Here is a 14,409-nt window from a genome sequence, read left to right as displayed (position 1 = left end):
TCAGCTCGCCCCGAGCAGCGAGCGGAGGCGCGGCAGCGCTGCTGCCACTGCTCGGCCGCGGTGCGAGACGAGGTCTTTCTCGCCCTCTGGCAGCTCGGCGGTGGTGATCCCGCTGGGAAGCTGGAAGATGGGGTCGTAGCCGAAACCCCCGTGGCCTCGGCGTTCGTGCGCGATCTCCCCCTCCATGACCCCGCTGAACAGCTCGATGCGCGGCGAGCGCGCCGTTCCGTCCGGCGCGGCGCCGGGAATTGCCAGCGCGAGCCAGCAGACCATTCGCGCCCGTCGGTCGCTCGCATCGCCAAGCAGGTCCAGGATCAGGGTTGCTCGATCGTCAACCTCCGAGCCACCGTAGCGGGCAGATCGCGCGCCGGGGCCCCAGTCGAGCGCCGCCACTTCGATACCTGAGTCATCGGCCAGCGCGGGCAACCCGGACGCGCGGGCGTAGGCAGATGCCTTGGCGGCGGCATTCTCGGCGTAGGTGGGGTGCGGCTCCGGGATGTCGAGGGTCAGCCCAATCTGCTGCGGGAGCACAAGGCGGCCGGGCAGGCCCTCCAGTAGACGGGAGAACTCGCGCTGCTTGCCCGGGTTGCCGGTCGCCAGCAGCAGGTCGCTCACTCGGCCGCGGGAGCTTCGATCGCCAGCCGCTGTACCTCGAACAGCTGACGGATCCCGGCCGACCCGAGATCGAGCATCTGGTTCATCTGGTCCCGCGAGAACGACCGTTGCTCGCCCGTGCCCTGCACCTCGATCAGGCGATCGTCATCGGTCATCACGATGTTCATGTCGACCTCTGCGGTCGAGTCTTCTGCGTAGTTCAGGTCGAGGAGCGTCTGCCCGCCCACGATGCCAACGCTGACTGCGGCGACCTTGCCCACCAGCAGGTGAGCCATGCCGAACTTGTTGAGCGCCCGTGCGAGCGCCACGTACGCACCCGTGATGCTCGCGGTCCGGGTGCCGCCGTCGGCCTGGACCACGTCACAGTCCAGCGTGATCGTGCGCTCCCCGAGACGCGGCAGGTCGATGCAGGCGCGCAGGGATCGGCCGATCAGGCGCTGGATCTCGTGGGTCCGGCCGCCGACCCGACCGGTGCTGGCTTCGCGCTGGCTGCGTTCGGTGCCGGCCCGCGGCAGCATCGAGTACTCGGCGGTGATCCAGCCACCGCCCTTGCCCCGCATCCAGCCCGGGACGCGATCCTCGATCGTCGCCGCACAGATCACCCGGGTGTCGCCGACCCGGATCAGGACCGATCCCTCCGCGAACTTCAGGTAGTCGTGGACGATCTTGACCGGCCGCAGCTGGTTGGCTGCACGGCCATCGGTGCGTCGAGCCGGGGCGATGGTTGACATCGCCGCCGATTCTACGCGGGCGGGGGGCATCGTTCGCGGCGCAGTCGAGAAGCGGGGCTGCGCCGCATCGCCCAGACCCAGGGCCGCTCAGGGCTTGAGGAAGACCACGTCCGAGGCGCGCAGCCAGTAGCCGGCCCATACGCCGCTGCTCACGTAGAACCAGGTGCCGGACTGGTTGGTGATGCTCTGGCGTTTGGTGGTGCTGGCGCTGGACCCGCCACCCAGGGTGTAGCTCTTCTGCGCAGTCATGACGCCAGTGCTGCTGAACCGGTAGCCGGTATGGGTGCCCTCCTTGAAGACGAGCGTCCTTGCCGGGGTGAAGGTGGCGTTCGTCATCGACACCGCGGCGACCGGAGCGCTGGCGAGGTACACCACGCTCGACTGTCGGATCCAGTGACCGGCCCACACGCCGCTGCTCACGTAGAACCAGGTGCCGGACTGGTTGCTGATGCCCTGGCGCTTGCTGGTGTAGGCGCTCGAGTTCCAGCCGAGGGTATAGCTCTTGACCGCGGTCATGGCCCCGGCGCTGCTGAACTTGTAGCCGGTGTGGGTGCCCTGCTTGAACGTCAGGAGCACGGCCGGGCTAAAGGTGACGGCCCCGGAGGGCCACGCCGCGGTGAAGTTCCAGGAGGTGGGCGCCAGGGCCACGCCCGCTGAGCTCTTGATGGCCGTGCTGAGGGTGACGGTATAGGTGGCCCCAGCGACCAACGGCAGCGACGGATGGAAGGTGTACTGCATCCCATCACCCGCACTGGTGACGGTGCCGGCCAGGCTGCCGCTGCCGGTCCGCTTCAGGAGGAAGGTGCTGGTGCTGACGCCGGTCACGACCCGGTCGAAGCGGACATAGGGCTGGACGGTGGTCGCCACTCCGGTGGCATTCACTCCGGGGTTGCGGGCGGCCAATGTCGGCGCAGGGTCTGCGGTGGCAGAGATGGTGATCATGTTGGGAGGCTTGGTGGGGACGAGGTAGGCGGTGCCGCCGCTGCCAGAGGCCGCCCACCCGGTTCGCGGGTAGTCGGCAGATGGCCACTCCTTGTAGTCGAACTGGACCTGGTACCACTGGTAGCCACCTGCGGCGATCGGACCCGCCAGCACGGCCACGGTCGCACCCGACGAGAGCTGAGCCAGCGTGGAGAAGCCGGTCCCCGCGCCGGAACGGACGTTCAGCGTGTCGACCGCCACACGCGCGAAGCCACCGATCTTGAGCGTCGCCCCCGGCGCGGCCAGCGACGGGAGCCAGGGCTGCGTGTTGCCCTTGTAGTCGACGGCCGCAACACGGAAGTCGTAGGCATGCCCCGGCACGCCGGTGTATGAGGCAGTGGTGGCAGTGGTTCCGGTCAGCCAGGGGACCCAGGTCGAGGTCGAGCGGTCGTGGACCTGCACCGAATAGGACTTCACGCCCGACCCCACGTCAGTGGCCCTCCAGGTCACCTTGAGCGTGACGGTGCTGGACAGTGCCGGCAGGGTGGCAATCCCGCCCGCCGGAGGCGTGGTGTCGTTGACGAACTTGTTGGCGAGAAGCGCCCACAGGGCGTTGTCGCCCTGGTCCATGAGCAGGGTCCACATCCCCGTCCCGGCCAGGTTCTTCTGGTTGACCATGTCGTACTTCGCCGCCAGAGAGACGGCGTCGTCGTAGTAGCCCTCGACCCACGTGGCCTTGGCGGAGTCGTAGTACCTGAACCAGGGCACCTTGCCCACGTTGTCCCAGAGGCGTCCGTACTTCGCGGCCAGGTTGCGCGCGCCCGTGTAGAAGTAGGCCTTGGACGAGCCGGACGTGCCGGCCCGCACAGTGGCATTCAGTGCGTTGCTCGTCGTCAGCCACGTCCGGCCGTAGTACGGAACGCCCCAGATGATCTTGCCGCCGGGGATGATCGACAGGTAGTCATCGACCGATTCGCGCACGTCGAGGATGTAGGGCGAATCCATCGGAGCGACGCCGCCGGCACGCGCGGATCCGGACCAGCTGTAGTCATAGCCCATGACGAAGACCGCGTTGGCTGCACCCGCCGCGGTCAGCCCGGCCAGGTCGTACCCGGTCGACCAGGTAGCCGCGCCTGCCATGGTGCACACGGTCAGGTACGAACCGACGCCCGCCGCCACGAGGCCGGCCTTCAGCTGGCGGACGAAGCTGGTGTACTGGTCGCGGAGCGTCGTCGAGACCGGCTCGAAGTCCAGGTTCACGCCGTCCGCGGCGCGGTTGCGCACCGTGGTCACGATGGAGTTGACCAGCGCCGCCCGGGCGGTGGCGCTGCCGAGCAGAGCCGCCTGTGCGGCTCCGCCGTCCCAGGCCATCATGGTGACCGTCAGGACCACCCGCACGCCCTTGGCATGCGCGGCATTGATCACGTTGGTCATGGCGGCCGAGTTCCAGCCGCTCCAGCCGGGCGTGGGCGAGCCACCGCTGCTGGTGGCCAGGGTGCCATCTGCGCGCGCTGCAACCCCAAAGTAGGCGATGGTGGTGACCAGCTGGTACTGCATCCATTGCAGCGATCCCGCGTCGAGCATCCAGTAGGGCAGGAAGCCGAGAATCTCCTTGCGCATCCCGTTCGGCAACGCCGCCGTGGTTGCGAGGGGGGCCTCGGCACCCGAGGGGGCGGCCAGGCTGAGCGGGATGATCGACGATGGTCCGCCCGAGGCGAGTCCAAACGTCGCGCCTGCCTCCCCGAGCCTGCGGGGCCTGGCCCCCGGCTCGAAGGTGAGGCGATCGTTGGCGTGCTCGGCCAGCATCTCTGCCTGAACGGAGGACTCCTGAACCCAGTCAGGCTTCATCGGCAGTACGCGCGCATTGGGCAGGACGACAGGCCCGTCGGCGCGCAGCGGGGGAATCGGCGGGCCGCCGGCGAGTGCCATCGGAGGGGCCGATGCCGACCCGGCAAGGACGATGAGGAGGGTGACGAGGGCGAGGATGCGTCGGATCACTTGGATTGGACCAGCTGCGGGCTCGGGACCTGCGGCCGACGGATCACCGGCGACCGCTACGTCCTCACCCTACGGAACCGCACCTCTCCAGACCATGGTACCGATGGCCTGCGCGTCGTAGCCCGAACGAAGGACTGCCGCTCAGGGCTTGAGGTAGACCACGTCCGAGGCGCGCAGCCAGTAGCCGGCCCACACCCCGCTGCTGACGTAGTACCAGGTGCCGGCCTGGTTGCTGACGGTCTGGCGTCTGCTGGTGTAGGCGCTTGAGTTCCAGCCGAGGGTGTAGCTCTTCTGCGCGGTCATGACCCCGCTGCTGAACCGGTAGCCGGTGTGAGTGCCCTTCAGGAAGGTCAGGAGCACGGTCGGGCTGTAGGTGGCGTTCGGCATCGACACTGTCGCGATGGGAGCGCTGGTCAGGTACAGGACACTCGACTGCCGCATCCAGTAGCCGGCCCACACGCCGCTGCTCACGTAGAACCAGGTGCCGGACTGGTTGCTGATGCTCTGGCGCTTGGTGGTGTAGGCGCTCGAGTCCTTGCCCAGGGTGTAGCTCTTGACCGCGGTCATGACCCCGGTGCTGCTGAACTGGTAGCCGGTATGGGTGCCCTGCTTGAAGGTGAGCGTTCCCCCCACACTGAAGTTCCACGTGGTGGGCGCCAGCGCCACCCCCTCGCTGCTCTTGATGGCCGTGCTGAGGGTAACGGTGTAAGTCGCCAACGGGACCAGCGGCGCGGATGGGTGGAAGGTGTACTGCATCCCATCACCCGCACTGGTGACCGTGCCGGCCAGGCTCCCGCTGCCGGTCCGCTTCAGGAGGAAGGTGCTGGTGCTGACGCCGGTCACGACCCGGTCGAAGCGGACATAGGGCTGGACGGTGGTCGCCACTCCGGTGGCATTCACTCCGGGGTTGCGGGCGGCCAATGTCGGCACGGCGGGCGGCACCGGTTCGGTGTACGCGACGGTCGTGCCGGACGGGGTGAGCGCGGGCTTGCCGGCGTAGGCGAGGAAGTAGTCGCCGCTCGTCGCGTCGCCGCTGTTCTGGATCCAGATCCGCGTGCCCGCAAGATCGGGATGGGCGAAGTGCCGCTGGCGGTACAGGTCGTACCCGTTGGCGTTCTCGGCGATTGCACCGAAGGCCATCCCCGGGTTGCGCAGGATGGTGTCGACCAGCTGCGGGGCGCCGCTCTGCATGTCGGTCGCGAAGTAGGCCCCGCCGCCGATGGAGAGTCCGGGGTAGCTGTAATTTCGGACGCGCTGAAACGCTACCGACTCAGTGGCCGGCGTGTCCCAACCCTCGCTCGCCCCAGGGGCATAGCAGGCATTGGAAAAGATCATCACCCAGTTGGGCGCGGGGGTGATGCCGTCATTGGCGGTGCCGCCGCAATAGGTCAGCCGGGCAGAATCGTCGGACGAGGTCAGCATCCCGCGGAGAACCTTCTCGCCGCAGTAGACCATCGTGCTGCCCCAGTTGTCGCCATCGCCATTGGTAGTCGTCCGGTTGAGGCCCCAGCCGTTGTGTCGGTCGGTGAGCTCGGTGCTGCCGTACGGGTTCGGGAAGCCGTTGCCGTGGCCCAGATAGACGACGATGTTCGCCCCATTGACCGCTGCCTTGACGTTGGCCCAGGTCGCGTTGGGCGAGTAGACCTTGACTGCAGTCGCACCAGCGGCCACCGCAACGGCGGCGATGGCGTCGCCCTTGGAGCGGTAGTTATCGGTCTGTGCCCCGGTGGGACCGACGATGATGACGACCTTCTGCGGCGTCACCGCGGCGCCCATGGGCGCAGCTGCCATCAGCGACGAGATGATGGTCAGCGAGGCGATGAGCGCGACCTTGACGCGGTTCGGCAATGGGATCTCCTGGGTGGCATGGGATCCGGGCACACGTGTCCGGAGACGTTTATCTGCTGCCACCGTACCCAGCGGGGCAGCTCACGCCCATGCCCCGTTCGTCCGCTGCAACCACGGCGATGGGGCCATGTTGCGCGGGGGCAACCCGGGCAGGGGCACCCCTGGGCGGCGACTAGTCCTGGTCGAAGTGGAGCACCACCAGGAGGCGCCCGACGGCCGAGAAGTCGACGGCAGGACGCACGAACGCGGTCTGGGTGAGGCCGTCGGCATCCAGCTCGAGGGCCTGGATCGTTCCGATCAACAGCCCGCGCGGGTACGGGCTGCGCCCGATCGCGGCGCCGCCCGCATCGGTCAGGGTCAGGCCCGCGCTGGCAATCGTGTCCCCGACGGCAGCCAGGTCGGTGGCGCGCACCTGGACCATGACCAGCTGCCCCCCGAGCTGACCGCGCACCAGGCCAAGGGCGCGCGACTGCTGATCGATCGCCACCACGCTGGCACGCGCGTCAACAAGCAGGCGTACGGTTGCTGAGTCGGAACCGGTGGCGATCACAGTGCCCGCCAACGCTCCGGACCCATCGGCCGCGGCAACCACCGGCATCCCGATCCTGACGCCGTCATTCGTGCCAGCGTCGATCCCGACCTCCCAGGTGAAGTTGCTGGGATCCCGTCCAAGGATCCGGACCGGCAGCAGATCCATCTGCATCGAGGTGGTGAGGCCGAGCAGGCCCCGCAGCTCGGCGTTCTCGGCCGCGGCCTCCCGCAGCTCGGCCAGCCGTGCCTCGGCACCCGCCAGCTCCCCCCGCAGGCGGTCGTTCTCCGATCGCAGCCGGTCGATCTCCCCGATGGTCGTGAAGAAGCCCGAGATCCCCGCCCCCACGCCGCCGATCGCGCCGTGGAGCGGGTCCAGCGCATGTGCCGTGACCTCTTGCAGCGCCAGCGCCTGAGGCGTGCGGGAGGTGAGCAGCAGGAGCAACGAGACGACGGTGCCGGCCGCAAACCAGAGGCCGGCACGCGACCGACGGTGCGGGCTGCCGTCGAGCATGGGGTGCCTAGCGCGGGGCGCGGGTGAACTGCTCGCTCACCATCACCCGCTCGAGCGTGTCGAGCTCCTCCAGGACGCGCCCCGTACCGCGCACGACGCAGGTCAGCGGGTCGTCCGCGACGTGGACCGGCATCTGCGTCGCCTCGGCGACCCGCTTGTCGAGGCCGATGAGCAGCGCGCCGCCGCCGGCGAGGACGATCCCCTGGTCCATGATGTCCGCCACCAGCTCGGGCGGCGTCTCCTCGATCGTCTCCTTGATGGCGTCGATGATCTGCGCCACGGAGGGCTCCAGCGCCTCGCGGATCTGGTCGCTCCCCACCTCGACGCCGCGCGGCAAACCGGTCAGCAGGTCTCGCCCGCGGAAGGTGACCGTGCGTGGGTTGTCCATCGGGTAGGCCGATCCGACCGCGATCTTGATCTCCTCGGCGGTGCGCTCGCCCATCAGCAGGTTGTACTCGCGGCGGGCGAAGCTGACGATGTCCACGTCCATCTCGTCTCCGCCGATCCGGATCGAGCGGCTGACCACGATCCCACCCAGGCTGATGACCGCGACCTCGGTGGTACCGCCCCCGATGTCCACGATCAACGACCCCGTCGGCTCGCTGACCGGCAACCCGGCCCCGATCGCCGCGGCCATCGGTTCCTCGATCAGGCGCGCCCAGCGCGCGCCGGCGTTCAGCGTCGCATCCCGGACGGCGCGCTTCTCGACCTCGGTCACGCCTGACGGGATGCCGACCAGGACGCGCGGCCGCGGGATGCGGGCGTATCGGTCGTGCACTTTCTGGATGAAGTACCGGATCATCTGCTCGGTGACGTCGAAGTCGCTGATCACCCCGTCGCGGAGGGGGCGGATGGCGACGATGTTGGCCGGCGTGCGGCCCACCATTCGCTTGGCCTCGGCGCCGATCGCGAGCACCCGCTTCGTGCGCGTGTCCATGGCGACCACGCTCGGCTCCGAGATCACGATTCCGCGATGGCGCACCGTGACGAGCGTATTGGCCGTGCCGAGGTCGATCCCCACGTCGTGCGAGAGGAGCCCGAGCAGGCCGTCGAAGATGCCCAAGGTGCCTCCAGCTGGGACGGTGAATGACGCGCGGTGGGGACTCCAGCTGGGCGGCTGGCGATGGGCGAAGTGTGACGGATCGGCCAGCCGCGGGCAATGCGAAGTCGCCCTCGGCGATGAGTTCGCTAAGGTGACGAGCGATGGCCGACGAGCAACAGCCCGCACGACCCTGGCAGGTCCTCGGCTCGCACCTCCGCAGGGTCGGCGGGACCGATGGGGTGGCGTTCTCGGTGTGGGCGCCCAACGCGCGGCGGGTCAGCGTGACCGGAGCGTTCTGCAACTGGCACGACGACGCCGTGTCCATGACCTTGTCATCCGCCACTGGCATCTGGGAGTGCTTCGTCCCCGGCGTGAAGGCGGGCGATCGCTACCGGTACGTCGTCCGCGGAGCCGATGGCCGAACCAGGCACAAGGCCGATCCCTACGGGCAGTCGATGGACCTTCCGCCCGGAAGCGCGAGCCACGTGGCGACGCCATCGGCGCACGCCTGGTCGGACGACGGCTGGCTGGAGGAGCGGTCGCGGCGCGATCTCCAGCGCTCTCCAATGCGGATCTACGAGGTCCACCTCGGCTCGTGGCGACGCGGACCACGAGGCAGGTTCCTGACCTACGCGGAGCTGGGGCCGCTCCTCGCCGAGCACTGCATTCGGCACGGATTCACCCACATCGAGCTGCTCCCGCTCGCCGAGCACCCGTTCTATGCATCGTGGGGCTACCAGGTGACGGCGTTCCACGCCCCGACCGCGCGCTACGGGACCCCGGATCAACTGCGCGGCATGGTCGACCTGCTCCATCAGTCTGGGATCGGCGTGATCCTCGACTGGGTGCCGGCGCACTTCGCACGTGATGCGTATGGGCTCGCCCGCTTCGACGGGACACACCTCTACGAGGATCCCGACCCGCAGCGACGGGAGCACCCCGAATGGGGCAGCCTCGTTTTCAACTTCGGGCGGGCGGAGATCCGCGACTTCCTGATCGGCAATGCTCGCTACTGGCTGGAGGAGTTCCACGTCGACGGGCTGCGGGTCGACGCCGTCGCCTCGATGCTCTACCTCGACTACGCGCGCAAACGCGCCCAGTGGACGCCGAACGTCCAGGGTGGCAACCACAACCTCGAGGCGATCGCCTTCCTGCGCGAGCTGAACACGCGGTGTCGCATCGGGCTTCCCGGGGTGATCACGATCGCCGAGGAGTCGACCGATTTCACTGGCGTCAGCCGCCCGGTGGCCGACGGCGGCCTCGGTTTCGACCTCAAGTGGGACCTCGGCTGGATGCACGACACGCTGGTCTACTTCCACAAGCGACCCGACAGGCGCCGGCTCCATCGTCGCGAGATCACCTTCCGGGGGTTCTACCTGGACAACGAGCGATGGGTCCTGCCCCTCTCGCACGACGAAGTCGTCCACGGCAAGGGCACCTTGCTTGGGAAGATGCCGGGCAAGGGTGAACGGCAGTTTGCGAGTCTTCGGTCGCTCGTCGCCAACCAGGTCGGTCAGCCGGGGAAGAAGCTGCTGTTCATGGGCACCGAACTGGCCCCTGAGCGGGAATGGAACCACGATCGCCAGCTTCCGTGGAAGGAGGCTGAAGGCGATGTCGCGCGGATCGGCTATGCAAGGCTGCTCAACGACCTCGCCGCGCTGTATCACTCGTCACCGTCGCTCTGGGCAGGGGACGCCGACCCCGCAGGCTTCGCATGGATCGACGGCGAGGGGACAGCCGATGCTTCGGTCGTGGCCTGGGTGCGTCGTGGGGCACTTCCGGGCATGCAGGAGCAGATGACGGTCGTGGTGCAGAACGGCGCTGCCACTTCTCGCCATGGGTACCTCCTGGGGCTTCCCGTCTCCGGCCGGTGGGACGAGCTGCTCAACACCGACTCAGAGTCTTACGGCGGCACCAATGTGGGAAACGGTGGAAGCGTGTGGGCCGAGGCGCACCCCTGGGGCGGGCAGCCCGCGTCGGCACAGGTCATCGTCCCCCCGCGAGGCACCCTCTTCCTGCGCCCCTCGGCGGACCAGCCGGCGGGGAGCCTTAGGGCTTGGGCGAGCGTCCCAGCAGGATGACACTGCGACCGGGAAGTGCGAGCGTGGCAGGCTCCGGGCGCAGCGGACGCCCCGCGGGGGGCGTCGGCTCCGGATCGGCGGAGTCGAGATACCTGATCCAGCCGCCCGGCTCCTCGGCCGGCAGGTGGACGACGGAGGGTGCATCGGTCGGGTTCAGGGCAAGCAGGAGCGCAGCATCAGGCCCCTCCTGTGGGCCGTCGGACGTGATCAGCAGGGTCAGCGGCATGGTGCCCACCACGGAGGCAGCGCCATGCCGGAGGAGGGGGTGCGCCTGGCGAACTGCGACCAGCGACCGCACGAACGGAAGCAATGCCGCGTCACGGGTGGCCGGCCTCCAGTCGAGCCAGCTGACCTCGTTGTCCTGGCTGTAGGCGTTGTTGTTGCCGCGCTGCGTGCGGCCCAGCTCGTCGCCGGAGAGGAGCATTGCGGCGCCGCGGGAGCAGAGCAGCGTCGCCAGCAGGGCGCGCCGCTGGCGCTCGCGCAGGGCCAGGATCCCCTCGTCATCCGCGTCGCCCTCGACGCCAAAGTTCAGCGAGTCGTTCGTCGTCTCGCCATCCTCGTTGTCCTCGCCGTTCGCCTCGTTGTGCTTCTCGGCGTAGCTCACCAGGTCGCGCAGCGTGAAGCCGTCGTGCGAGGTCACGAAGTTGACCGATGCCGCCGGCCCGCGGGCCTCCATCGGGAAGAGGTCGGGCGAGCCGCCGATGCGGAGGGCCAGGTCCCCCGGGAGATGCTCCATGCCGGCCCAGAAGCGCCGGACCGCGTCGCGGTATTGCCCGTTCCACTCGCTCCAGCCCGCGGGAAACTCCCCCAGCCGGTAGCCGAGCACGCCCAGGTCCCACGGCTCGGCGATCAGCTTGAGGCCGGCGAGGCGCACGTCGGCCTGAATCGCGGCGAAGAGCGGGGCGTCGGCCGAGAACCCCGCCGGCGTGCGGCCCAGCACGGTCGCCAGGTCGAAGCGGAAGCCATCGGCACCGTACTCGGAGGCGAAGGTGTGGAGGCTGTCGAGGACCAGGCGCACCACGGCCGGATGCGTCGCGTCGAGCGTGTTGCCCGTGCCCGAATCATTCCGATACTTGCTCGCGTCAGCCGGGTCGAGGCGATAGTAGGCGGCGTTGTCGATGCCGCGGAAGGCGACCGTCGGGCCGAGCTCGTCGCCCTCACCGGTGTGGTTGTAGACCACGTCAAGCAGGACCTCGATCCCCTCCGCATGGAGCGTTTGGATCGTCTCGCGCAGCTCCGCCCGCGGATCGGAGGTGGCCGCCAGTCGCGGATCGGGAGCCAGGAAGGCGACCGTGTTATAGCCCCAGTAGTCGATCTGGCCGCGTTCGAGAACGAATCGCGGAGTCAGCTGCTGCTGCACCGGCAGCAGCTCGACCGCAGTGACGCCGAGTGTGTGCAGGTGCGCGACCGCCGCGGGATGAGCCAGACCGGCATACGTACCGCGCAGTCCTTCGGGGATCTCCGGGTGGCGACGCGTGAAGCTCTTGACGTGGAGCTCGTAGATCACCGATTCGAGCATCGGGGTGCGTGGCCGCTCGGCCTCGTCGATGGCCGGCATCGCACGCTCGACGATGGTCTTCGGGCTGAACGGCGCCGAGTCGCGCTGATCAGGTCCCCGGTCGTCGTCCCCCTCGCCATCGCGATGGCTGAAATGCTCCTCGCGGAGGGAGATCGGCCCCTCCAGCCGGCGCGCGTACGGGTCCAGCAGCAGCTTGGCCGGGTTGAAGCGATGGCCCTCCTCCAGATCGAACGGTCCGTGCACCCGGTAGCCGTAGCGCTGGCCCTCGCCCACCCCCGTGACGTGGACTGCCCACAGCTGGTCCGGGCCGCGTGCCAGGGGGACGCGCCGCTCCGCACCATCGGCTTCGAAGATGCAGAGCTCTACCGCCTCGCCGTGCTCGCTCCACAGGCGAAAGGTTGTGCCGTCCTCCGCTGGCGTGGCGCCGAGCGGAGCGCCGAGGTCGGCCGTCACCTGGCGGGCGAGCCGGCGATCGGGCGAATGGTGAAGACCCGATACGGGAGGCGCGCCGGGTTGAGCTCGACCTGGATCTCCGCGCCACGCAGCCGGCGGGAGCGTCCCGTCAGGAGGTCGACCATCAGGTAGGGCTCATCCCAGCCCATCCCGATCGCGGGCAGGTCAGGGTGCAGGATCGCGCTCTCCGGGCTCCCGGGATCACAGTTGACCGCGACGTAGACCGGATCGCGCCACAGGCTCGAGGATCCGGTGAGCGGATCGATCTCGCCCGTGGGCATGGCCTTGCGATAGAAGAGGGATCGTTCGCCGGTCATCCGCTCGAAGCGCAGGTTGTCATTCAGCCGCAGGGCACGCCACTCGCGCCGCAGTCGATTGAGTCCGGAGACCAGCGCCATGATGTTGCCTGGCGCGCCCCAATCGCGCGCGCGGATCTCGTACTTCTCGCTGCGCGCGTACTCCTCCCGGTCATCGAGGCGCCCGCGCTCGCACAGCTCGAAGCCGGAGTAGATCCCCCACGACGGAGCGAGCGTCGCGGCCAGGACGGCCCGGGTCGCGAAGGCAGCTCGGCCGTGTTCGAGGTGGTGCGGGAAGATGTCGGGGGTGTTCGGCCACAGGTTGCCGCGGAAGTACTCGCGCATCGGGCCTGCCGTCAGCTCGGTCAGGTAGTCGCGCAGCTCGTCGGGGGAGTCGCGCCAGGTGAAGTAGGTGTAGCTCTGGCTGAATCCCGCCTTGGCCAGGGCCCGCATCATCTTTGGGGCGGTGAACGCCTCCGCCAGGAAGATGACGCCGGGATCGACGGCCTGCACCTCGGCGATCAGCCACCGCCAGAAGGCGACCGGCTTGGTGTGCGGGTTGTCGACGCGGAAGATGCGAATGCCGCGCTCGACCCAGGTCAGCACCACCTGAAGCCACGCGTGCCACAGCGCCTCGCGATCGGCGAGCGCCGCGCCGACGAAGTCGAACGGGTAGATGTCCTCGTAACGCTTCGGCGGATTCTCCGCGTACTTGATCGTGCCGTCCGGCGCCTGACTGAACCACTCCGGATGCTGCTTCACCCACGGGTGGTCGGGTGATGCCTGGAGCGCGAGGTCGATCGCCACTTCGAGGCCAAGCGCCTCGGCTCTCCCTCGGAAATCATCGAGCGCCTCCATCCCGCCCAGCTCCTTCGCCACCTGGGTGTGGCCCCCGCCGTCACGTCCGATCGCCCACGGCGAGCCGGGATCGCCGCGCCGCGCCCGCACGGCATTGTCGCGTCCCTTGCGATTCGTGCGACCGATCGGGTGGATGGGCGGCAGATACACGACGTCGAAGCCCATCGCGGCAATCTGCGAGAGACGCCACTCGGCCTCGCGCAGGGTAGTTGCCACCGGGTGGGCTGGATCGCGGCCCTGGGATCGCGGAAACAGCTCGTACCAGGCGGAGCAGCGCGCCAGCTCGCGATCGACCACCAGCGGCAGCTCGCGCCGATACCGCGTCGCCGCGCCGCGATCGGGGTGTCGGCGAGCCGCTGCCACGACTCGGTCGTCCGCAAGCGCCGCGGCACGCGTGCGCTCGGTGCGGGCTCGACTCTCCCGCGTCAGTGCGGCGGCGATCAGGCGCGCGTCCGCCCCGCGCGTGCGCCCCTGTGTCGCCTCCAGCAGCGCGCGGCCCTCGGCCAGCTCGGTGGCGACCGGCTGGCCGGCGTCGAGCTTCTTGGTGATTGCCTCTCGCCATGAGCCGATGGCATCTCGCCAGGCCTCGATCGTGTACCGATGCCTCGCGCTATGGCGCAGCCGTGCAGTGCCGCTCCAGCGGTCGTTGGAGACCAGGCGCATGCCGGACTCCGTCCAGCGTTGCTCGTCCTCGCGACGAATGAGCAGCGCCGCATCAAGCAGGTCGTGCCCTTCGCCGAAGATGTCGGCGGTGACGCGCAGCTCGTCTCCCACGACGCGCTTGACCGCGGCCTCGCCGCAGTCGATCTCCGGGTCCACGGCCTCGATCACGATCGACCGGCGCGTCCCGATCGCCTCGGGCCCTGGCTCGAGCGCGGCATGAGCGGCTACGGCGGCGCGCGTGAGGGCTGCTCGGGTCGTCGTCATCGGTTGGAGCGCAACCGTACCCCATCCACGCCCGGGTAGGCTGTGGCCGACATGCACGCCCGAAACCGTCGACAGAAC

General features: G+C 68.9%; 9 protein-coding genes. 1 reads left to right on the top strand and 8 read right to left on the bottom strand.

What is annotated here, in order from left to right:
- The 6 genes from WEB29_11535 to WEB29_11510 form a co-directional block, all read right to left on the bottom strand.
- Entirely contained in the window at nucleotides 1–615 is a 615-nt protein-coding gene (locus WEB29_11535; GenBank protein MEX2137563.1) for a non-canonical purine NTP pyrophosphatase, read from the bottom strand.
- A complete protein-coding gene (rph, locus tag WEB29_11530; protein MEX2137562.1) occupies nucleotides 612–1,346 on the bottom strand; it encodes a ribonuclease PH in 735 nt (244 codons plus the stop codon). The genes WEB29_11535 and rph overlap by 4 nt, the downstream gene beginning before the upstream one ends.
- An 87-nt stretch (nucleotides 1,347–1,433) precedes the next feature.
- Entirely contained in the window at nucleotides 1,434–4,265 is a 2,832-nt protein-coding gene (locus tag WEB29_11525; GenBank protein ID MEX2137561.1) for a glycosyl hydrolase family 18 protein, read from the bottom strand.
- A gap of 141 nt (nucleotides 4,266–4,406) precedes the next feature.
- On the bottom strand, nucleotides 4,407–6,113 hold the full coding sequence (locus tag WEB29_11520) for an Ig-like domain-containing protein (GenBank protein ID MEX2137560.1): 1,707 nt from the start codon (nucleotides 6,111–6,113) through the stop codon (nucleotides 4,407–4,409).
- A 172-nt stretch (nucleotides 6,114–6,285) separates the two neighbouring features.
- On the bottom strand, nucleotides 6,286–7,155 hold the full coding sequence (gene mreC / locus WEB29_11515) for a rod shape-determining protein MreC (GenBank protein MEX2137559.1): 870 nt from the start codon (nucleotides 7,153–7,155) through the stop codon (nucleotides 6,286–6,288).
- Between the two features lie 7 nt (nucleotides 7,156–7,162).
- On the bottom strand, nucleotides 7,163–8,218 hold the full coding sequence (locus tag WEB29_11510; GenBank protein ID MEX2137558.1) for a rod shape-determining protein: 1,056 nt from the start codon (nucleotides 8,216–8,218) through the stop codon (nucleotides 7,163–7,165).
- 140 nt (nucleotides 8,219–8,358) lie between these two features.
- On the opposite strand from WEB29_11510, the gene glgB reads away from it, so the two are divergent.
- Complete coding sequence (gene glgB / locus WEB29_11505; GenBank protein ID MEX2137557.1) at nucleotides 8,359–10,278, top strand: 1,4-alpha-glucan branching protein GlgB; 1,920 nt, start codon at nucleotides 8,359–8,361, stop codon at nucleotides 10,276–10,278.
- On the opposite strand, the gene glgX is transcribed toward glgB, so the two are convergent.
- Together glgX and WEB29_11495 are read right to left on the bottom strand one after the other, a co-directional pair.
- Complete coding sequence (glgX, locus tag WEB29_11500; protein MEX2137556.1) at nucleotides 10,247–12,250, bottom strand: glycogen debranching protein GlgX; 2,004 nt, start codon at nucleotides 12,248–12,250, stop codon at nucleotides 10,247–10,249. The two genes, glgB and glgX, sit on opposite strands and share 32 nt — an antisense overlap.
- The gene (locus WEB29_11495; protein MEX2137555.1) at nucleotides 12,247–14,331 is read right to left on the bottom strand and encodes an alpha-1,4-glucan--maltose-1-phosphate maltosyltransferase; all 2,085 of its coding nucleotides are present in this window, start codon (nucleotides 14,329–14,331) and stop codon (nucleotides 12,247–12,249) included. Before WEB29_11495 ends, glgX begins: the two co-directional genes overlap by 4 nt.
- Nucleotides 14,332–14,409 lie beyond the last annotated feature (78 nt).

Source organism: Chloroflexota bacterium (assembly GCA_040902225.1).
In the GTDB taxonomy this organism is placed as follows: Bacteria; Chloroflexota; Limnocylindria; order QHBO01; family QHBO01; genus CF-167.
The sequence above is the reverse complement of the archived record's forward strand: the minus strand, read 5'-3'. Positions and strand labels throughout refer to the sequence as shown.

Coding starts and splice junctions, on each gene's coding strand:
- WEB29_11495 (MEX2137555.1), bottom strand. CDS start 14,331: ATGACGACGACCCGAGCAGCCCTCACGCGCGCCGCCGTAGCCGCTCAT.
- glgB (MEX2137557.1), top strand. CDS start 8,359: ATGGCCGACGAGCAACAGCCCGCACGACCCTGGCAGGTCCTCGGCTCG.
- mreC (MEX2137559.1), bottom strand. CDS start 7,155: ATGCTCGACGGCAGCCCGCACCGTCGGTCGCGTGCCGGCCTCTGGTTT.
- rph (MEX2137562.1), bottom strand. CDS start 1,346: ATGTCAACCATCGCCCCGGCTCGACGCACCGATGGCCGTGCAGCCAAC.